Raw genomic sequence first — 20,156 nt, forward strand, 5'->3', positions numbered from 1 at the left:
GGACAGATCTTCGGTCTGTCATGTTTATTGCTCCCGATCAAGCATCGCCCGGTTGCAAGCGCCGTTAGTCTGCTCATTATAAATTCCTCGATAGCGATTACTGGCCCTTCGGAGAGACGGGCCGGACTCCGCTCAGCTGTGTATACGGCTTTACTTTGCAATCATGACACGCCAGCCCATCGTTGGACAAATTCCGGCGTTCTAAAAATCATGTTATGGTGCACGACAAGACCGGTTTCCTTCTTAAACTGCCCAGCAATATTTTTCGGGGAGCACGCAGACAATTCCGATCCAACGAAGGAAGCTGGAAACACCTGCTGACGACATTCAAGTTCATTGTCCATGAACTTGTTCTTGCCAAGCGAATCGCCCTCCTGCGAGGCGACCCAGTCGAGGTACATGTTTCTATCCAAACAAGCCATAGTATGTGTTTTCGAGATGTAAGACCGGTGCGCAGGCCAGCCCCCACGATGCATCTCATGTAATCAGGCCCCATAGACACCTTTAAGCTTGTCGAAGATCTCCAGTGCGATCTGGTATTGCCGGGCCTTGCCACGGCCGATCGAAGTTCGGCCCCAGGATTCCATCAAGAGCCCCCGCATAACAAGAGGATCAATCGCTTCCTGCGCCGCTTTCCTTGTCATTCCAGTGACTTCCGTAACGTTGGTAATTGTCAAAGCAGTATCAGCCTTTTGCAGGCTGTACAGCAGGTTCATCATGCCCAATTGGCGCAGACGCGAATTCGGCGTTTCTCCGGGCAAGGGTTTTGACATGATTTCGTGGGTGACCAAAGTCGCAAAAATCGTGTTGTGCCAGCGGCTGTTTAATTCACTTGGCATTTCTTTAACTATGCGTTATATAATAGTATGATGAAACACAAAATCCGCATTGATAGCGGAAATCCGGTGGGTTGTGCGGGGTAATATGCATGGTGAATACTTTCATAAGGACAAGTTCTGCCTTTTTACTGTTCTTTTCACTATACACGGTTTCTTCTGTTATGGCGCGGGCAGATAACTGGGGTTGTGAGGTTATTTTGTGCCTTTCAAGCCCGGGGGGCGCAACACAGTACGCAGAATGCCGTCCGCCCATTGAACGGCTTTGGTCACACCTCGCCAAAGGACGGTCTTTCCCAAATTGCAGCGGCGTTGGCTTCGCGGCAACCAGGCCGCGCTATGAACCCTATTATTGCGATAAAGGCTTCCGCTTGATCAGCAGGTTCGGCCATCGCGGGCGTAATGAAGTCGGATGCGTATCGACAGAGCCCAAAATGGTCAGCAATGAAATGTGCAGGACTGGCGAAAGCGGAGGCGGAGCAGGCGCGCACGGTTCTGGCCGTTGGCATTTCGACGAGGGAAAGCGGCTATGCATGGCCTTTATAACCGCTCGCCCTCACATCCGTAAGCAACCGCGATATGTCGACGTAACGATTGACGGCGGCAGCCGGCAGCGCGTGTGGTTCTAGTCATGCCGGTAGCCTTCCTCGCTCTCGCTCAGCAATGCGCTCCGCAGATCACCACGGAAACTCTTGCCGCTGTAGTCAGTGTCGAGAGTGGGTTTCAGCCTTTTGCCATCCGCATTAACTCAGATCATCCGCTCGCCGAGCCTCCGAAAACGAGAGCCGAGGCAATCGAGACCGCGACAGTCCTGATTGCCGAGGGCCACGAAATCGATCTCGGGCTCGGCGGCATCAATTCCGCTGATCTCGGCCGACTTGGCCTGTCGGTCAGCGATAGCTTTGATTTCTGCCTGAACCTGAAGGCGACCGCTTCGCTGCTCGATGGCTATTATAGAGTAGCGCTGCAACGCGGTGTCACGACGACGCAGGCCGAGACTGTAATGCTGCAATCCTATTACGACCATGAGGATATCTCGGTGGGCGAGATGGTTGGCTACGGCAAAAAAGTTCTTGCGGAGCGCGAGCGATTGTCCAGCCGTATCGGCAGCATCGAGATTGTCGAGATGCAGGCGCAGGCGTTGCCGGCGCGCGAAAGCGCAGGGGAGCCGTCGGCCGCCACGGTCGACGACGTTTCAACCGAGAAAAGCCAGCAGCGGTCGCAGGCTTTGGTGCCGCGATGGGATGTCTATAATTTGGGGCGGCAATCCTCCGTCCTCGTCTTTTCCAAAGAGCAAGAGGAGTGATGAGCCCATGAACCAGTCGGCTCGCATCAGACCGTTCGCGGCGACCGTGACGATGGCAGCGGTATTTTCCCTGACTTTGGTCGAGCCAAGCCTCGCCCAGGCCGCCGGCATCGAATCGGTGCTGCAGAACATCGTGACGATGCTGACCGGCAATATCGCGAAACTGCTCGCGGTCATCGCCGTCATCGTGATCTGCATCGCCTGGATGTTCGGCTACATGGATCTGCGCAGGGCCGGATTCTGGATCATAGGCATCGGCGGCATTTTCGGCGCCACCGAACTTGTCAATACGATCACGGGGTGAACATGATGCAGAGCGCCGCGCCCCTCGAAGAAGACACGCTGTTCCTCGCCTGCACACGCCCGGCCATGGTGGCGGGCGTCACGATGGAGGCCATGGCGGTCAACGTCATGCTGACGACAATTCTCTTCATCGTCGCCGGCTCGATTGTTTACGCTTTGGTGGGCGTGGTCTTCCACGTGATCTTCAGGGCTCTCCTCAAGCATGACCACAACATGTTCCGCGTGCTGCTCGGCTGGATTGAGACGCGGGGTAGGACCCGCAACGCCGGGTTCTGGGGCGGATCGAGCCTCACTCCAATGAAGCTCGTTCGGCGCTATGATGAAAGGGATCTCGGCTTTGCCTAGTACCGCAACCGTCAGGAGCCGCGAGCTCGAACCCGAGACCTTCATCCCGTACTTACGCCACGTCGACGAGCGGGTGATCGCGCTCGATTCCCGCGCTCTGATGGCGGTCATCGCGATTGAAGGCGTGTCATTCGAGACGGCTGATACGCTTGATCTGAACGCATTACATCGTGACCTTAACACGCTGTATCGCAACATCGCCGACGAGCGGTTGGCACTGTGGACGCATGTCATCCGCCGACGGGACAATGAGTACCCCGATGGCGAATTCGCCAACGCCTTCTCGCGGATCCTGAACGACAAGTACCGCAACCGCATGATCGGTGAGGACCTGTTTCGCAACGATCTCTATCTCAGCCTCGTCTGGCACCCGGGCAAGGATCCTGCCGAGCGGGTAGCAACGGTCCTGTCGAAACTGCGTAAGGCGCGGCGATGCGGGACCGAGCTTGATGAGGATGCCCTCAAGCATCTTGATGATGCGGTCGTCGATGTCACGGCTGGCCTGAAGCGCTTCGGCCCGCGCGTCCTCACCCTGCAGGAACGCGATGGCCTGATCTTCTCTGAGCCGAGCGAAATGCTGCACCAACTCGTCGGCGGCCGGCGTGAGCCAGTGCCGCTGACCGAGGGTCGTGTTTCATCCGCAATATATTCCGATCGGGTGATCGTCGGACGCGAGACGGTCGAGATCCGCCACGAAGGATCGAGCCGCTATGCCGGTATGTTCGGTTTCAAGGAATATCCGGCCCGGACGCGGCCCGGAATGTTCGATGGTTTGTTGACCGTACCCTATGAATTGATCCTGACGCAGAGCTTGTCTTTCCTGTCGAAGGCCGACGCCAAGACGGTGATGGCGCGCAAGCAGAACCAAATGGTCAGCGCCGGCGACAAGGCTGGATCGCAAGTGGAAGAGCTCGATGACGCGCTGGACGACCTGGAATCGAACCGCTTCGTGCTGGGCGACCATCACCTCACACTGACGGTGTTCGCCAATTCGGTGAAGGAACTTACGGACAATTTGGCGAAAAGCCGGACGCATCTGACCAATGGCGGCGCGGTGGTTGCTCGGGAGGATCTCGGCCTGGAAGCGGCATGGTGGTCGCAGCTACCCGGCAACTTTCGCTATCGCGTCCGCTCCGGCGCGATTACCTCAAAGAACTTCGCCGCGTTCTCGCCCTTTCACTCCTATCCGGTTGGACAGCGTGACGGCAACGAATGGGGCCCGGCCGCCGCCATGCTGAAGACGGCGTCGGGGTCGCCGCTTTACTTCAATCTGCACTATGGCGATCTCGGCAACACCTTCATCGGCGGACCTTCAGGCTCAGGCAAGACGGTGCTGCTCAACTTCATCCTGTCGCAGGGCGAGAAGTTCGACGCGCATATCGTCTTCTTCGACAAGGACCGCGGCGCAGACCTCTTCGTGCGCGCGGCCGGCGGCACGTATCTGCCGTTGAAAAATGGCCGGCCGACCGGCTGCGCTCCTCTGAAGGGCATGGAGCTGACACCGGAGAACAAGGTTTTTCTGGCGCAATGGGTGACCAAGCTTGTCGGCTCGAAAACGCGCGAACTCTCCGTCGCGGAGACCCGCGACATCGCCAATGCCATCGATGGGCTCGTCGATCTCCCGGTCGAGCGACGCACGATCGGCGCGCTGCGCACCTTTCTCAACAACACCGATCCCGAAGGCACCGCTTCACGACTGCGCCGCTGGGAGAGGGGAGGGCCGCTGGGCTGGGTGTTCGATAACGTTATCGAGGACATTGGGCTCGGCGACTTTGGTGTCGGTGGCAAGTTCGTGGGCTATGACATGACCGACTTTCTCGACAATGAGGAAATCCGCACGCCGCTGATGGCCTATCTGTTCCATCGGGTCGAGCAACTGATCGACGGCCGCCGCATCATCATTGTCATCGATGAGTTCTGGAAGGCGCTTGCCGACGAGGGCTTTCGCGATCTGGCCCAGAACAAGCTCAAGACCATCCGCAAGCAGAACGGGCTCATGTTGTTTGCCACGCAAAGTCCGCGTGACGCGATCAACTCCCCAATCGCACACACCATCATCGAGCAGTGCCCGACCCAGGTGTTCATGCCGAACTCCCGTGGCAGTCGCGCGGATTACGTCGACGGCTTCAAACTCACGGATCGCGAGTATGAGCTGATCGCGCGCGAGCTCTCCACAGAAAGCCGCCGCTTCATTGTCAAGCAGGGCCACAACAGCGTCGTCGCCGAACTCAATCTCGGCGGCTTCGATGATGAAGTCGCAGTGCTCTCCGGCCGCACCGCCAATGTCGAACTTGCCGACAGCATTCGATCTCAGGCGGGCGACGATCCGCAGGTGTGGCTCCCTCTCTTCCAGCAGCAAAGGAGTGCAGGCTGATGTGTATACGTAATTCCATGATGGCGGCTGTCGCCGTCCTCGCCTTGTCGGCGGGGGGAGCCGCTGCGCAAGGCATTCCGGTGATCGACAAGACCGCCATCATGCGGTGGGCGAGCCAGCTTGAGGCTATGAAGAAGCAGTTTGACGTGCTCAATCAGCAGATCACCCAGGCCGAACAATTGTTCGGCTCACTGAACAAGCTCACAAACATGGCCGACGTGGCCTCCGTTTTAAACCAGCCGGAAATCCGCAAGGCGTTGCCGCAAGATTTCGCAGCAATCGAAAGCCTGCTCAGTGGTAAAGGCTCGGGCATCTTGGGAGACGCGGCGTCAAAGTTCCTCGAAACCAATTCGACCTACAAAAGCTCGGCCAATAATTTTTACGGGCAGGAACTGGCGCGGATCCAGCAGCGCAACGCGGGACAGATGTCTCTCGGCCAGCAAATCTACGACACGGCAACAAAGCGTATCGACGGCATCGACCAGTTGCGCCAGCAAATATCGTCTGCCAGCGACGCCAAGGACATCGCCGACCTGCAGGCGCGCATCCAGGCGGAGAGCGCGTTTCTGCAGACCGACCTACTGCGTATGCAAGGTTTGCAAATGGTGCAGCAGGCGCAGGCTCAGGTCGAACAGCAGCGTCAGGCCGAAGACTGGAAAAAGCGTATGGATACGATGGGAGCGGCCTTGCAATGAGGAGGACGGTTTTACTGATTGGCCTCGTCGCCGTGGCGGCCTGCTCAAAATCGGGGAAGACCTATTCGGTCGAGGATTTTCTCTCCGATGAGGCTCTTTTGGAGGAGCATACAGAAAGGTGCCGGAACAACCCGGGTGACCTTGGACAGACCCCCAATTGCGTCAACGCAGCTGCTGCCGATGGCAAGGCGCGGCTTGAGCGCATGAACAAAGCATTGAGGGCTGATTAGGAAATGTACGACATCTTTGCCTTTGTCGATGGCCAGTTTCAGACGCCGCTCCAGGATTTTATCTCGACCGGCACGTCAAACATCGCCAACTGGGTGGTTGGCCCTCTGACAGTGGCATTGACGCTCTATGTCATCCTCTATGGGTTTCTCATCCTGCGCGGCTCGATCCAGGAGCCGATCATGGAATTTGCCTTTCGGGCAATCAAGCTTGCCATCATCCTGATGCTGGTAGGGAACGCCAGTGAATATCAGACCTATGTCGCCAACCTGTTTTTCGAAACGTTGCCGCGAGAGATGTCGCAGGCGCTTAATGTCGGGACCGCGCCAACCGCCAGCACTTTCGATGCGCTTCTCGACAAGGGACAGAAATCAGCTCACGAAGTTTGGGCCCGCGCCTCGTGGCCTGTCGATATCGTCACCGGTTTCGGGGGATTGCTGGTGATTGTGGCCAGCTTCGCGGTCGCGGCCATCGGCTATATCATCTCGCTCTATGCGCGATTGGCCCTGGCCATCGTCCTTGCAATCGGACCGATCTTCGTTGCGCTGGCCATGTTCCAGGCGACACGCCGCTTTACCGAGGCGTGGATTGGCCAGTTGGTCAATTTCGTTATCCTGCAGGTCCTGGTGGTGGCCATCGGCTCACTGCTGATCGACACCATCGATTCCATATTCCTCGCCATCGAAGGCTATTCGGATGTTCTCATGCGCCCGATCGCGCTCTGCGCCATCTGCCTTGCCGCTCTTTATGTGTTTTATCAACTCCCCGGCATTGCATCAGCGCTTGCCGCAGGCGGCGCATCGCTGACTTACGGCTATGGCGCTGCGCGTGATGCGCATGAAAGCGCGCTGGCCCGGGGCGTCAGGAAGACCGGCAGCGGTATCAACTCGGTCTACCGAAAACTCCGACCGTCAGGCCTGTCCTGATAATCAGTATTGAAGCGTTGAAGGGGCCCCGCATCGCGATGTGTCGTTTATTGGTATTGATTTTGATCGGGAGCGTGCTGGCTGGCTGCGCCAGGCTGAGCTATCCGCTACCCAAGTGCAATGGCTATGCCAAACGGCCGCTCAATCGTTCAATGTGGGAATGGGAGGACGGCAAAGGGTCTGCGAGCCAACGACATTCATCTGGAAAGAATGAAGATGGTGCGGCGCTGGCATTCGCTGAAATTGCGCTCGCCTCCGATGTACAGGCGGTTTTTGCCAGTTTCGACGCAGCCGGATCATACCGCGCCTGCCAGGCAGGGTAGGGGTGCTATGGTGATCGCGTACAATCTCAAGGACTATTTTGATAAGGCGCGCCGCTTCGATCAGGATCGGATGATCTCGGCCGAACGTTCAAAGCGTCTCGCCTGGTTTGTCGCCGCGATCGCCAGTGTGCTGGCCTGTGCCTCGATCGTGGCCGTGGTGGCGCTCACGCCGCTCAAGACGGTAGAGCCGTTCGTCATTCGTGTGGACAATTCGACCGGCATCGTCGATGTGGTGTCAGCGCTGTCCTCGACGGCCGGCAGTTACGATGAGGAAGTCACCAAATATTTTGCCGCGCGTTATGTTCGGGCGCGGGAAGGCTATGTGTGGTCGGAGGCCAAGGAGAATTTTCGCACCGTCACCCTCATGTCAAACGCCGCCGAACAGCAGCGCTTCGCCTCCTGGTATCGAGGTAGCAATCCGGAGTCGCCACAGAACATCTATGGGCACTCATCGACGTCGCGCATTGCCATCAAGTCGATCTCGCTGATCAACAAAAATGTCGTGTCGGTCCGCCATATGCGGACGATCACGCGCGGCGATGACGTCCACACCACCCACTTGGTGGCAACGATCACCTATTCTTATGCCAATGCCCCGATTTCCTCCAGCGACCGGTTGGTGAATCCGCTCGGGTTCGTCGTGAGCGAGTACCGGGTCGATCCGGAGGCGTTTAATTGAACCAGGCAAAGATCCTCACCACGACGATCCTCGTTCTGCTCGCAGCCTTGCCCGCTCTTGCGCTTGAGATTCCGGCTAGCTCGCAGCAGGACAATCGCGTCCGCTTCGTCAATTACCAACCCTATAATATCACCCGCATCGTGGGAACGATCCGTTCGTCAGTTCAGGTGGAGTTCGCGCCCGACGAAGAAATCGCCCATGTTGCTCTTGGCAACACCGTTGCCTGGGAAGTCGCCCCCGCCGGCGCGATCCTGTTTCTGAAGCCACGTGAAAACCAGCCTGCGACCAACATCTCGGTTGTCACGACGCGGCGCGACGGCTCCAAGCGCAGCTATCAGATGGAACTGGTGGTGCGCGACGGGTCCGTCGATGCCGGGCAGAATACGTATTTCTACGTGAAGTACCGGTATCCGGCTGACGAAGCCAAGCGACGGCGCCTTGAGGACGAAGCCCGTAAACGCGCTGCCGAGGCCGGCTATGCCGATCAGGTCCTCGGTATTCATGAGCAATACGGACCACGCAACTGGCGTTATTCGGCGCAAGGTTCTGTATTGATCGAACCACAGGCGGTCTATGACAATGGCAAGGTGACGACCTTTGCCTTCAGCGGTAACCAGGAAATACCGGCGATTTACATCGAGAACTCCGACGGCACGGAAAGCCTGGTGGCCAAGACCGTCCAGGGCGATCTCGTTCTCATCCATGCAATCAGCCACAAATTTATCCTGCGGCGCGGCTCGGACACGCTGTGCATTTTCAACGAGGCCTATTCGCCGGTCGGCGTCGATCCAGGAACCAATACCACGTCGCCCTCGGTCGAACGGGTGGTCAAGGCTCCGGTCGCGGGCCGGTAGGGAGGGGACACATGTCAGAGCCTACGGAAACGACGATCCCCGGCGAACGCGCGCAGACCACGACAGCGCGCCAAGTCGACAACAACCCCTTGCTCAAGCGCGGGGCGGTTGTGCTGGCCGTCGTCGCCTTCATGGGTTTGGCGATGTGGTCGATGCGGCAGGGCCCAAAGGAGGATGTCGGGCAACCGGGTTCTAGCGTGATCCGGCAGACGACAAAATTCGAGCCGGCCAGGTCCGAACCGGAACCCGAGGTCCTTCCCGTGCCGGAAATCAAGCTACCGACGCCAACGGTCGCGACGCCGGAAACGCCGGCCGTCGATGAACTGCTCGATGCGGCCCGGCGCGCGCCGGTAATGGCCTTCGGCAGCGGCCAGACCGCCAACAGCGCCAGACCATCCAACACGACCGACGCGACAGCGGATTCGAACTTCCTTCCGGTCGACAGCCTCCTGGGGGGAGGGGGGCAGGGTGAGAATGAGGGCCAGCGTTTCAACCGGATGCTGAAGCCAACCGTCCTGGAGGGATCGAAGGCGGGACATCTCGGCAACCGCAACTTCATCGTCGCCATGGGAACCTCGATCCCTTGCGCGCTTGAAACCGCGCTGTCATCGGATCAGCCGGGTTTCACCAGCTGCGTGATTACCCGGGACGTCCTCTCTGACAATGGCCGCGTCGTGTTGATGGAGAAAGGCACCCAGGTCATCGGCGAATATCGCGGCGGCTTGCGACGGGGCCAGAGCCGCCTGTTCGTGCTTTGGAACCGTGCCAAAACGCCCACAGGCGTCATCATCACATTGGCATCACCGGCGACCGACGCGATCGGCCGCGCCGGCTTTGACGGTTACGTCGATACCCATTGGTGGGAGCGCTTCGGCAGCGCCCTGCTTCTGTCAGTGGTCGGTGATATTGCAACTTATGCCGGTCGAGAATTGCAGCGCAGCGATGTGCAGGCGCAGGGCATGACAAGCGCCGGCAAGGAAGCGGCGGCGATCGCGGTCGAGCAATCGATCAATATTCCGCCGACGCTGATAAAGCACCAGGGCTCGCTTGTTTCGATCTTCGTCGCGCGCGATCTTGATTTCTCCAGCATCTATGGGCTGCGCGTCACCGAACCGCGCAACACGATCTACGATCGCGCGGTGATGGGGGATTTTTACCCGAAATCCGAGCTGGTCACGAAGTAGTTAGAGGATGACTGAAAACCCAGACGCCGGCGTCGTCCGCCAACTGCTCGTCCCGCTGGCACCGTTCCTCAGTGACAAGAGCCTTTATGAGATTGTGATCAACCGCCCAGGCGAGGTGCTTACGGAAGGAAATGGTGGTTGGCAGCGACACGAACTGCCGAATTTATCGTTCGACAAGCTGATGCGGCTGGCGCGGGCTGTGGCCAGTTTTTCCAATCAGGGCATTGATGAGACCCGCCCGCTTCTTTCTGCGTCCCTTCCCGATGAAGAGCGCATTCAGATCGTGATCCCGCCGGCGACGATCGGCAACACCGTCTCGATCACGATCCGCAAGCCGTCCTCTGTGTCATTGTCGATGCAGGATATGGAAGCAGCCGGCCTGTTCGATGACGTCGTTGCCAGCACAGACAAGACGCGCGAAGACGATGCGCTGCTTGTTGCCTATCGCAAGCGCCAGTACCGAGCGTTTCTCGAGGGGGCGGTACTGGCGCGCAAGAACATCATTATCTCCGGGGCTACCGGCTCCGGCAAGACGACGCTGTCGAAAGCCCTGATCCAGCACATTCCGGAGGACGAGAGATTGATCAGCATTGAGGATACGCCGGAACTTTCCATTCCGCAGCCGAACCACGTGCGACTGTTCTATTCAAAAGGCGGGCAGGGGCTGGCAAAACTTGGGGCCAAGGATCTGTTGGAATCCTGCCTGCGCATGCGGCCGGACCGGGTGCTGCTGCAGGAGCTGCGGGATGGCACGGCCTTCTACTACATCCGCAACATCAACTCCGGACATCCCGGATCGATCACAACGGTGCATGCCGACTCACCAAGTCTGGCCCTCGAGCAGCTTACCCTGCTTGTCAAGGAATCAGATGGCGGGCAGGATCTTGACCGCAACGACATCCGCAATCTCTTGAAGATCTCGATCGATGTGATCGTCCAGTGCAAGCGGGTTGGTGGACGGTTTCGGGTAACCGAGATCTATTTCGCAGATCATGCCCGCGCAGAAACTGCCGACTCTAAACCATGATATTAACAGAAGCACCAGGATATATGCTATCTCCTGGTAAATTCGCGCACCAGTTCAGCCGGATTCAGGACAGATGAGGTGTCTTCCGCGCGTGTCGAGGAAGCGATATCAGTAGCCTTCCGCCTGGAAATTTCGAAATTTTCTTGAGGTGGTAGGAAGGGCAAAGGATGAGAGACAGGTGCCTCGGTTTCCCATGTCGCCGACAATTTCGATGATGTGCGTCAAGTCGTTGTGGGAATATGCCATTGGGTCGATGCCGCCGAGCGTAGACCTAACAGTCCGGTGTTAGGGTTCCCAGCACGAGCGTAATCGCCAAGCCGCACATGCAGACGGCTTGCCGACTGAACTCGAAGTGTCAACGCGCCAAGCTACTTCAAACGTTCTTGATTTCGCGCCGCCTCGGCTTCAACGAAGCATTTATTTTGTATCGGCTTAGTCCTCATACCGATGGAGTGGCAATTGGATCAGCTCATAAAGGGAAGCCTGAATATGGTCGGAGTCATCGCCAATGCCTTCTCGATAGATGCAAGGCCCGCAGGTAGGCTCCGCACAATAAGGGCGAATATCAAAGAAGATCTTCAACCATCCTGATTTTGTCAGCATGAAGAGACTGAAACCCACGCCATTAATCTCTCCTAAACATCCCCACCACTTCCAGCTGGCTGCTCCAATTAGATGCTTGCGATCATCTCTCACAAGAACGCAACTCCAACCGTTTTCGAAATGGTGCGAGAGATGCTGGCGTCGATTTCTTGAAACACTGCACCAGTCTCTGCGCAGCTCGTAGCTCGGTTTGAACCCGGAGAAATAAGACCCGGGGAGCATCGGCGGGAAAAAGGGCTGATCTCTCGTCGAGACAGCGTTCTGCTCCCAAGTGGTGCGCCACTGGATCAACTCGCTGAGCTTGTGTAATTGCCGCGGAAAGGGGTGGAGTTGCGTTCTGCCAACTTCCAGACTGCAAGACGGAAGTGCGGCGTCTGGAAACAGCTGTCGGAAATCAACGAGGGGCCCGAAAGATTGTCGAAGGCTTTGATACGTCTGCCGTCCAAAAGCCCAAGCGAGTTTCTGCAGAATTTGACTGCGGCCCAATTCCCAGTGATTCGTCCCATTCAGCGCTTCTGCAAGTTTTTGTGAATTTCTCAAAAGACGGTTACCATCCTCAATTTTCGCCAACGGCAGCAATATCTCAACGAGATCTGCCGTCCTTACGACATCAATGGACGAAACTGTTGATAGATACTGTTCGATCCTAAGCGATGCAGCCTTGAATCCAGATTCTGAGCGTAAAAAATCCATGTCCGACTCCTGAACAATCGCGACTGGCAGTAGGCACCGTTTTTTGCCCGAACGCTTGTTCCGGAATTTGATGGCTGTTAAATTTAACGTGTTTACCGTCCCCGAATCGGGGGGTGCCGCGTTGGGCCGTTTCCCAGCTGAGTGAATCAGCAAATCAAAGATAGCTCGGATTTGCAGTTTCTGCAATCCAGGAGGCCAAGGACTGGGGCGAGTGACGTATCGCTGAACGCCAAGGAGCACCTGTTACCACCACATGGGTCGTTTCGCTCCGCCACAACAGGCTGAGACGAGAGGTCAGGCTGATACAGGCGTTTTAATGATTCGGCGACACGCTACCGCTTTTCACAGTCGGGTTCCATGGTGCTACCTATTTTAACTGCAAGCCTGAAGGATAAGGGCGTCGGGATCTGGCTTCACCGACGGCGCGTTCCGGACATTGTTGCACAGGTGACCGGCAGCAACGAGGTGGACACCGCCATTGATGCCCTGGCTTCGAGGCTTGTGGGCATAGCGACGCGAACAATCTGCAGTGATGTTCAATGAGACGATGAAGATCACCCATGCGCATTGGTTGACGAACCACCTCGCGAACGTGAAAATGGTATTGAGACGTGTTGCCTCAGAAACGCCGACACTCGTTATCCTCTCCTGTCCGATTGGGCGCGAACGTCTTTCCGGAAACGGGTAATAACGTTATAAATAGCTGATTTGCCCCGGCGAGGTACGCCGTTTCTACGCGCAGCAACCTGTCGAAAAGGTCGAATAAACATGAAGCAGCCTTTCTTAAAGGACAACAGGACATTGTTAGCGGATGTGTGTCGAAAGTTGGATCGGAGTGAGGTGCAACTTGCGCGACAATTGGGTATTTCTGTTGTGAGCCTGAGGTATTTTGATCGTCCAAATGCGCCAGCCTATATTCGGTTAGCTGTGGCTGCCATTGTTCTGAAACTTGATGCGGAGAACGTGCTGTCACGGTGTGATCAAGATTGAAGCGGCTCTGTTCGCGCCACAAAATAAAATCGAGAGCGCGATCATAGACTGATGGAACGCCGGTGGACCGGAACTGTGTGCGTGCCAGCGAGTTGCGGTCATTGCGAATGAAAACCATTTGCTTCTATTCGGCCGTAAGGCTGCGTATTCGTTCGCCATCTATGGAAAATGAAGCTAATGTGGTTATTGTTGGCGCTGCTTTACAGGTTCTTGCTGCCAGCGCTGCCGGTACGGAAGACGTGCACTTGCCGCCAGAGCAGCAACGAATATCCGGCCGCGCATCTGCTCCGGCATACCACTGGAATGCCAAATTCGTTTATCTCGTCCAGCGGACGACGCTCACGGATAAAGATTGCTTTTCAAAGAGGCGAGTCGCCCAGTATCAAGTTTAAGCGTGTGATCTGGCTGGTCACGGACTATGCCAAGAAAGTTCAAAAGGGTTGTCTACGCCAATGCAACGAAGCGCGAGGAAAGGCGCAGACACGGTAGGGCTCAAGTTCAGCGGTATGAACGCTCTTTTACTGTCCATACTTGTCAATAATTTCAAAAACCCACCAAAGGCCCGCCAAAATACCAATTATGATCATAATAAAAAGGCAATCGCCTAAATGAAAATTCCATTTCCGCACGTTGAGCCCTTTCGAATTTCACCGGCAATTTTCCTTGCGTCCTGCTACTCATGCCGGAATTCTGGCTCGTCGCAACGTCGCCGTTTCACAGAATTCAATGTTACCCATTGAGCCAGATTGCGTGAATGCTTTGTCAGCAAGGCGTGAATTTAGATGCTCAGTCGTCGCACAATTTAACGATGACGTCTCCAACTTGCTTGGACGACTTTGAAGAACAGCAGGCAGCCTGCTCGCCGAAGTACCCATAAATGCGGTGGCATAACTCAGGCAAAGAGAGCGGATCCAGATCAGCCTGCAAGATGGATGTTGCCGCTGTTTTGGCAACGCTCAACGGGATGCCAAGCGCCTGTTGCCCTGTGGACAAGGCTACCTCAATGGCCGCCTTCCGAGTGAATGGCCAATCCAGGCGGGCCATGGCCAATCTCCAAACATCCAACCTACACAGCGTATGCACATAATCTTGATCAGTTCTCGACGGGAAGGGAGCAGAGTGGAATTGGCGTCAGTCCCTGTCCTTTTCAGGCCGGTCCCGGGTGAATTTGTCATAAGGGACTGTCTAATCCGGCTGCGACCATGGAGAGCAACAATGAAGATCAAGAGCTTGTTTAGAGGCTCCGTCGCAGCGCGCGTCAGATTTCAAGGGGCTGTTGATGCTGAAGCACGATTGTCAGGGGGAGCCACGTCCAATTGCTTGCTTTGCCAAGCCGGAATTTTCGTCTGTGAGTCTTTAAATGAAACGGGGTAGCACCGTTTCGAAGCCGAACCGATTTGCGACAGGCCAACCGCATCACCGGCATCTGACAGGCGAATTTGCGTTTCAAATTGACAACCTGCCCCATATCGCGGCGGCTTATAGTGGACTGGCAGCGGTGACCGCTGAAAATGTCGTCTACCACTTTGCCGTGGATGCCCTGGGTAGCCTTGCCAGGGTTAAACGCTCCACCTATGGACAATTTCATGTGGTTGCTTCGCATTTGCCGAAGCAAACCATATACAAGTTTCTCCACACCGTAACCCGTCATCCCATTAGGAGTGGCGGACAAGTGTTTCATATAGTGGTCTCTATCAAATGTCCTGACGGCGGAACGGGTCATGCTGTTCGACACGAGGCGTCCCCGCTCGATAGAGCCTTTTGCGGCATCCCATGCGCAGAAAATGCGCGATGGGTCGAAGGTTATCGTGGGGACATGGTTGCTGCTGTCACTTTGTTTGAGGCAATCGACAAGGGTGACGTCGAGTTCGAAGGTCGGCCGGTTCGGTACGCAAACGGTTGCGATATCGTTCTTTACCATGAGCTGATTGCCAAAGCGAAGGGGTCCACAGGCACCCGTCGCTGGAACTATGCAGTGGGTTCTCTAAAGCGGCTGGGGCTGCTGCGAGCACTTGACGAGTATTGCGTTCAGCATGCCATCGATGAGGTGACGGCGAAACCTGCAATACGTCTCGGCGTCAACATCTCAATGGAAAGTGCAGCCTTGGACCCTTGGTGGTTCAATATCTGTGAAAAGCTTGAGTCATCACCGAGCATCGCCGAGCGGCTGGTTTTTGAGTTGAACGCGACAGGACGACTGCCTCCCCCACGCCAAGCAGTCAATTTCATGACCCAGATCAAACGGTACGGCTGCCAGATGGCTCTTGATGACGTCGGGCTCGAGACTGTTTCATTTTGGATCGACGCTACATTTTCACCCGACATTGTAAAGACCGATCCGTCGCTCGTTCGATTTGCAAGAGCATCTGAGTACGCTCATGTTCGGCTGCGTTCATTGATCGACCAGGCCGCCCTTTCATCTGGTTTGATGGTTGTCCAAGGGATCAGGACGGCGCAGGACAGTGAGGTTGTGTCAAATTTGGGATGTTGTTGGCAACAGGGTCCTTTTTTTGAATTGTCAAATGTGTCGGCATCCGCTGATCTCGCCTCCGCCGTTGTTGTGAAGAAGCCGCCCCATCTTTCCCTCCGCCCGGGCATGCAAGGCACCGAGAGCGTTTTTGGAAAACTTCACTGGTCACATTGGAGGGCAATGATCACAGCGGTCACGGGGACCTTGATCATTGCGGCACTTTTCATACTCCTGCTGCGATAATCTTAAAAATACCTGCAAAAAGGCGGGACGATGAGTCATACCGGAATCTTGCCCGAAACGAAGGTTCAAGTCATTCTCCAATGCAGATATTGATGCGGCGACCAATCGCATTGATGAGCAGGAAGTTTTGGCGCTGTCGCTACACCTCCTTCAAGCTTCGCTCGTTTATGTGAACACGCGCATGTTGCAAATGCTCGCCGAACCAGCCTGGTAAGGTCGCATGGCACCGGAAAATTATCGCGGCCTCACGCCGCTGATCTACGCCCACGTCAATCCCTATGGCCGGTTCGACCTTGATCTGGACAGCCGGATTGATTTCGGCAAAATCGCTGCATGAGAACCGGCGCCTAACGCTCATTGCGAAACACAGGTGTAGAAGTCCGATTTCTGGCGGTGCGTCTTTTGTGTCGCAAGCCCGATATTTACTTTTTGAGCACAGTTGGATTGATATTTGTGTGAGTTGACGTGATCGTTCTCATGAGAATGGGACGATCTGCTTTTATAACCAATAAAGAAGTCATAATGGTAAACTTGAAAAGTCTTGAGATTTTCTATTGGGCGATAACGCTCAGCAGCTTTTCACGAGCAGCCGAGAAGCTTAACACCACACAACCCACGGTATCACAGCGCATTTCGGCACTTGAGGTCGAATTGGGTCGGCGACTGATCAGCCGCACCACGAAGCCGATTTCCGTGACTGCGGATGGTCGCGCAGCATTTCTGCATGCGGAGTTGATCTTACGTCAGGTCAATAAGCTGAAACGTGAGTTTGACGTGCCTCATCGATCGCACGGGAATATTCGGCTGGGTGTGTCTGAAACGATTGTACAGACATGGCTCAACCGCTTCCTGGAAGAGACCCACCAGTTCTATCCCAATATCGACTTCGACATCTCCGTTGATATCACCGCCTCGATGATGAAATCCATCTTGGATGGGGAACTCGACATGGCCTTCATGCTTGGCCCTGCAACGATAGATGGATTGGCCTGCCGCCACCTGATCAATTATCCCCTGCGTTTTTATTCGGCCCCCGGTCTTGTTCCGGACAATCGTCTCAGCGCGGACAATATCGGCAATTTCCCGATTTTGACCTATCCGCGGCAAGCTTATCCCTACAACCATCTCCGTGAGCTGCTCCTGGACATGACGGGAGCGCGCCCGAGAATTTTCACGAACTCCTCTTTGTCGACCATCGAACGTATGACGATCGACAGGATCGGTATTGCGCTGGTCGCGCAGGGTGCTTTCTCTCCGTCGCTTGAGCAGAACAAACTTTCAGCCCTGACAAGCGAGATCGAACTACCGCCGCTGCGGTTCTTTTCTTTTTATATGTTGGGTTACGGTGCCCAGACCCTCGATGACCTGACCAATATCGCCGTCCGGGTTGCAGGGCAGCTTTGAGGTGAGGCGCTCCGCTCAATCATTGGATTTTTGAATGATTATGTATCCAGTAATATAATTTTACTGAAAGGCTTTTCCGGTCCCATATTGGTTCAACGATATGGAGATCGAAATGACTGACTACCAAGGCCCAAATTCGGAAGCGATTTGTCAGGCGCGGGAACGGATAGCGCCTTTTGCGGTAAAGACCCCGGTACTGGAATCTCCCGCCCTAAATGCGCGGCTCGGCGCTCGTATCCTGTTCAAACCCGAAACCCTGCAGCACGCGGGCTCTTTTAAGTTCCGCGGAGCCCTAAATCGTGCCTTGCAGCTGTCTGAAGCAGAAAAAGCAGGCGGTATGGTCGCTTGGTCGTCCGGCAATCATGGTCTGGCGCTGTCCCATGTGGCCCGCCAGTTGGGGATCAAGGCAACGATCTTGATGCCGCAAGAGGCTCCCAAGACCAAGATTGAAGGGGTTCGCTCAAATGGCGCGACCGTTCGTCTCTACGACAAGACCAAAGAAGTGCGCGAGGAGATCGGCGCTCAGATTGCGGCCGCAACCGGCGCCGTGATTGTTCCCCCTTATGACGATCCATATGTGATGACGGGACAGGCAACGCTCGGAGCCGAATTTGCCGAACAGGTCGAAGAGATGGGGCTGCCGCTCGACGCCGTGTTGCTGGCTTGCTCGGGCGGTGGCCTTGCCTCCGGGGCTGCATGCGGCATCCACAGTGTCACGCCCGACGCCGACGTCTTCAGTGTGGAACCGGAAGGTTTTGACGGCATGGCGCTGTCGCTCGCGCACGGTGTCCCGACCAAGGCTCCGGCTGACGGCTCATCGATATGCGATGCCCTGCTGGTGTCGATACCGGGCAAGCTGACTTTTCCAGTTTGCGCCAAGCATCTCAAGGGCGGCCTAATCGTTACCGATGCGGAGATCCGGGAGGCCATTCGTTTTGCCTACACGCAGTTAAAGCTTGTAGTCGAGCCTGGCGGTGTAGCGCCTTTGGCCGCGCTGCTGGCAGGGCGCATGGATGCGGCAGGCAAGACCGTCGGAATCGTGCTGAGCGGTGGAAATGTCGACGCTGCGAAATTCGCCCAATACATCATCGAAACTGTTTGAGTAGGGAGTGATATGCTGGATTACAAGAGCGGCAAGGGCCAAGTGGTCGCCCAAACCATTGAAAACTTCATGACACTGGATCTGACCGGAGTCGGTCTCATCTCCAAAATCTATGATGCTCTGCAAGAGAAACAGGCTGGCCCTGCATGCATGTCGGCTGCCGAGCTTATCGTAGATCGGGTGAGGAGCCGTGGCGGCCCGGTAGTGATCGCAACGGGTTTCCCTGAAGGCGCAGGTGTGCCGGAAACCGATGGCCCGGTCGGGGCGGCTTTGATGGCCCGTGCGCTGTTTCTCGCACTCGGTATCGAGACCGTCATTCTGACGGATGAAGATTGGGTAACGATGATGGAGGGCACGTGCCGCGGTGCTGGTCTGGCGCCGTTGCCATTCCCTCAGGACAGGGTTATTCGCCCAATTGACTTCATTCGCCCGGTCTATATTAGGGCTACGCCGAAGGACGATGCCGGCTGCCGCAAAGTTACGGACTCGATCCTAGACGTTACAAAGCCGTCCCTGGTGATCTCGATCGAGCGGCCGGGAGCGAATGAACGCGGCCTTTACCACGGTCTGGGAGGTCGTCCGCTAGACGGAATGGTCGCTGATTACGATCAGTTCTTTCTCCGCGCAAAGGCGGAAGGAGTGCCCTTTATTGCGATTGGCGATGGCGGAAATGAACTTGGGATGGGGGTCGTCGCGGACAAGCTGAAGACCTTCTCACCCAAGGCTCTCGACTGCGGCACGCCCGGCCGCGGCGGAGTAGCGGCGGCCACCGCCGCCGATCACCTGATCGTTTCGAACGTGTCGAACTGGGGAGCTACGGGGCTGATTGCTGCTCTTTCCGCTTATTTGGACAAACCGACGGTCTTTCACGATGGTGCTCTGGAGCGCCGTTGCATTGAACAATGCGTTTCCTTTGGCGGTGTGGACGGTATGTTCATGGGGCCCGAACCTGCCGTAGACGGCATTTCCGCAGTCGAGTGGGAAGGATTGGTCAACACGCTTCGCAACACACTCGAACGCCTGGCGGGTCGCGTAACCGGCTGGAGGGGCGATAGCGGAGACTGGAGGCAGTTGAAATGACTTCGACAGTGACGAACGCGATTGAAAAGCGTCTGGCGGGACTTGGTCTGGCGCTGCCGCCGGTCAATCGGCCACAGGGCAATTACCTGTCCTTTACCCGAACCGGAAATCTTGTCTTTGTCGCCGGCCAAGGGCCACGCGTAGACGGGCAGCTGGTTTACAAGGGAATCGTTGGAGGCGACCTCAGCCTTGAGGAAGGGCAGAAGGCCGCCCAGCTGTGTGCGCTCAATATCTTGGCGCAGCTGCGAAACGCATGCGACGGAGAACTTGGCCGCGTAAATCGGATTATCCGCGTCGCCGGATTGGTGCGCTGCAGCGCAGATTTCGAAGACCAGGCAAAAGTCCTCAATGCGGCTTCGGACCTGATCTGTGCCATTCTCGGCGATGCCGGGCCGCACGCCCGCATCGCATCCGGTACCCACGCGCTGCCCTCTGGCATGGCAGTTGAAATCGAGGCCGTAGCCGAAATCATGTGACCAAAACCCTCGGCG

General features: G+C 56.4%; 22 protein-coding genes and 1 pseudogene. 19 read left to right on the plus strand and 4 right to left on the minus strand.

The annotated features are described in order from the left end of the window. Positions 1-485 precede the first annotated feature (485 nt). Complete coding sequence (locus AC6CHM_RS24095) at positions 486-839, minus strand: MarR family transcriptional regulator (protein WP_498175694.1); 354 nt, start codon at positions 837-839, stop codon at positions 486-488. 89 nt (positions 840-928) lie between these two features. On the opposite strand from AC6CHM_RS24095, the gene AC6CHM_RS24100 reads away from it, so the two are divergent. From AC6CHM_RS24100 to virB11, 13 genes are read left to right on the plus strand one after another with little or no spacing between them, the layout of a single operon-like run. Further along, entirely contained in the window at positions 929-1,465 is a 537-nt protein-coding gene (locus AC6CHM_RS24100; protein ID WP_498175696.1) for a hypothetical protein, read from the plus strand. Positions 1,466-1,467: 2 nt separating this feature from the next. Beyond that, positions 1,468-2,142: a lytic transglycosylase domain-containing protein gene (locus AC6CHM_RS24105; protein ID WP_498175698.1), complete on the plus strand. Its 675-nt coding sequence runs from the start codon at positions 1,468-1,470 to the stop codon at positions 2,140-2,142. Positions 2,143-2,149: 7 nt separating this feature from the next. Continuing rightward, positions 2,150-2,446, plus strand: a complete 297-nt coding sequence (locus tag AC6CHM_RS24110; RefSeq protein WP_498175700.1) for a TrbC/VirB2 family protein — start codon at positions 2,150-2,152, stop codon at positions 2,444-2,446. 5 nt (positions 2,447-2,451) lie between these two features. Continuing rightward, entirely contained in the window at positions 2,452-2,790 is a 339-nt protein-coding gene (locus tag AC6CHM_RS24115; protein ID WP_498175847.1) for a VirB3 family type IV secretion system protein, read from the plus strand. Continuing rightward, positions 2,783-5,164 (plus strand): VirB4 family type IV secretion/conjugal transfer ATPase, encoded by a 2,382-nt coding sequence (locus AC6CHM_RS24120; protein WP_498175702.1) that lies wholly within the window; start codon positions 2,783-2,785, stop codon positions 5,162-5,164. Before AC6CHM_RS24115 ends, AC6CHM_RS24120 begins: the two co-directional genes overlap by 8 nt. After that, positions 5,164-5,859 (plus strand): P-type DNA transfer protein VirB5, encoded by a 696-nt coding sequence (virB5, locus tag AC6CHM_RS24125; RefSeq protein ID WP_498175704.1) that lies wholly within the window; start codon positions 5,164-5,166, stop codon positions 5,857-5,859. Before AC6CHM_RS24120 ends, virB5 begins: the two co-directional genes overlap by 1 nt. Further along, a complete protein-coding gene (locus AC6CHM_RS24130) occupies positions 5,856-6,089 on the plus strand; it encodes an EexN family lipoprotein (RefSeq protein ID WP_498175706.1) in 234 nt (77 codons plus the stop codon). Before virB5 ends, AC6CHM_RS24130 begins: the two co-directional genes overlap by 4 nt. 3 nt (positions 6,090-6,092) lie before the next feature. Continuing rightward, positions 6,093-7,013 (plus strand): TrbL/VirB6 family protein, encoded by a 921-nt coding sequence (locus tag AC6CHM_RS24135; RefSeq protein ID WP_498175708.1) that lies wholly within the window; start codon positions 6,093-6,095, stop codon positions 7,011-7,013. Positions 7,014-7,051: 38 nt separating this feature from the next. Further along, positions 7,052-7,336 carry a type IV secretion system protein VirB7 gene (locus AC6CHM_RS24140; protein WP_498175710.1) on the plus strand — a complete coding sequence of 95 codons (285 nt, stop codon included), beginning with the start codon at positions 7,052-7,054 and terminating at the stop codon, positions 7,334-7,336. Between the two features lie 7 nt (positions 7,337-7,343). After that, the gene (locus AC6CHM_RS24145; RefSeq protein WP_498175712.1) at positions 7,344-8,015 is read left to right on the plus strand and encodes a VirB8 family type IV secretion system protein; all 672 of its coding nucleotides are present in this window, start codon (positions 7,344-7,346) and stop codon (positions 8,013-8,015) included. Continuing rightward, positions 8,012-8,869 carry a P-type conjugative transfer protein VirB9 gene (gene virB9 / locus AC6CHM_RS24150; RefSeq protein ID WP_498175714.1) on the plus strand — a complete coding sequence of 286 codons (858 nt, stop codon included), beginning with the start codon at positions 8,012-8,014 and terminating at the stop codon, positions 8,867-8,869. Before AC6CHM_RS24145 ends, virB9 begins: the two co-directional genes overlap by 4 nt. 11 nt (positions 8,870-8,880) lie before the next feature. Then, positions 8,881-10,053 carry a type IV secretion system protein VirB10 gene (gene virB10, locus AC6CHM_RS24155; RefSeq protein WP_498175716.1) on the plus strand — a complete coding sequence of 391 codons (1,173 nt, stop codon included), beginning with the start codon at positions 8,881-8,883 and terminating at the stop codon, positions 10,051-10,053. 7 nt (positions 10,054-10,060) lie between these two features. Further along, positions 10,061-11,080 carry a P-type DNA transfer ATPase VirB11 gene (virB11, locus tag AC6CHM_RS24160; protein ID WP_498175718.1) on the plus strand — a complete coding sequence of 340 codons (1,020 nt, stop codon included), beginning with the start codon at positions 10,061-10,063 and terminating at the stop codon, positions 11,078-11,080. A 432-nt stretch (positions 11,081-11,512) separates the two neighbouring features. Here virB11 and AC6CHM_RS24165 read toward each other — a convergent pair whose 3' ends face one another. The 3 genes from AC6CHM_RS24165 to AC6CHM_RS24175 form a co-directional block, all read right to left on the minus strand. Further along, positions 11,513-12,376, minus strand: a complete 864-nt coding sequence (locus AC6CHM_RS24165; RefSeq protein WP_498175720.1) for a hypothetical protein — start codon at positions 12,374-12,376, stop codon at positions 11,513-11,515. Between the two features lie 619 nt (positions 12,377-12,995). Next, the gene (locus AC6CHM_RS24170; RefSeq protein ID WP_498175722.1) at positions 12,996-13,484 is read right to left on the minus strand and encodes a hypothetical protein; all 489 of its coding nucleotides are present in this window, start codon (positions 13,482-13,484) and stop codon (positions 12,996-12,998) included. A gap of 668 nt (positions 13,485-14,152) precedes the next feature. Further along, complete coding sequence (locus tag AC6CHM_RS24175) at positions 14,153-14,410, minus strand: hypothetical protein (protein WP_498175724.1); 258 nt, start codon at positions 14,408-14,410, stop codon at positions 14,153-14,155. 316 nt (positions 14,411-14,726) lie between these two features. On the opposite strand from AC6CHM_RS24175, the gene AC6CHM_RS24180 reads away from it, so the two are divergent. The 6 genes and pseudogenes from AC6CHM_RS24180 to AC6CHM_RS24205 all read left to right on the plus strand — a co-directional run bounded on the left by AC6CHM_RS24180 (position 14,727) and on the right by AC6CHM_RS24205 (position 20,141). Beyond that, a complete protein-coding gene (locus AC6CHM_RS24180; RefSeq protein WP_498175726.1) occupies positions 14,727-16,079 on the plus strand; it encodes an EAL domain-containing protein in 1,353 nt (450 codons plus the stop codon). 91 nt (positions 16,080-16,170) lie between these two features. Next, positions 16,171-16,416, plus strand: a pseudogene (locus AC6CHM_RS24185) (Tn3 family transposase); the annotation flags it as partial. A gap of 185 nt (positions 16,417-16,601) precedes the next feature. Next, entirely contained in the window at positions 16,602-17,483 is an 882-nt protein-coding gene (locus AC6CHM_RS24190) for a LysR family transcriptional regulator (protein ID WP_498175728.1), read from the plus strand. 112 nt (positions 17,484-17,595) lie between these two features. Further along, the gene (locus tag AC6CHM_RS24195) at positions 17,596-18,585 is read left to right on the plus strand and encodes a threonine ammonia-lyase (RefSeq protein WP_498175730.1); all 990 of its coding nucleotides are present in this window, start codon (positions 17,596-17,598) and stop codon (positions 18,583-18,585) included. A gap of 12 nt (positions 18,586-18,597) precedes the next feature. Next, positions 18,598-19,665 carry a DUF4392 domain-containing protein gene (locus AC6CHM_RS24200; protein WP_498175732.1) on the plus strand — a complete coding sequence of 356 codons (1,068 nt, stop codon included), beginning with the start codon at positions 18,598-18,600 and terminating at the stop codon, positions 19,663-19,665. Next, on the plus strand, positions 19,662-20,141 hold the full coding sequence (locus AC6CHM_RS24205) for a RidA family protein (RefSeq protein WP_498175734.1): 480 nt from the start codon (positions 19,662-19,664) through the stop codon (positions 20,139-20,141). The genes AC6CHM_RS24200 and AC6CHM_RS24205 overlap by 4 nt, the downstream gene beginning before the upstream one ends. Positions 20,142-20,156: the final 15 nt, after the last annotated feature.

Source organism: Phyllobacterium sp. GQ127 (assembly GCF_059758635.1).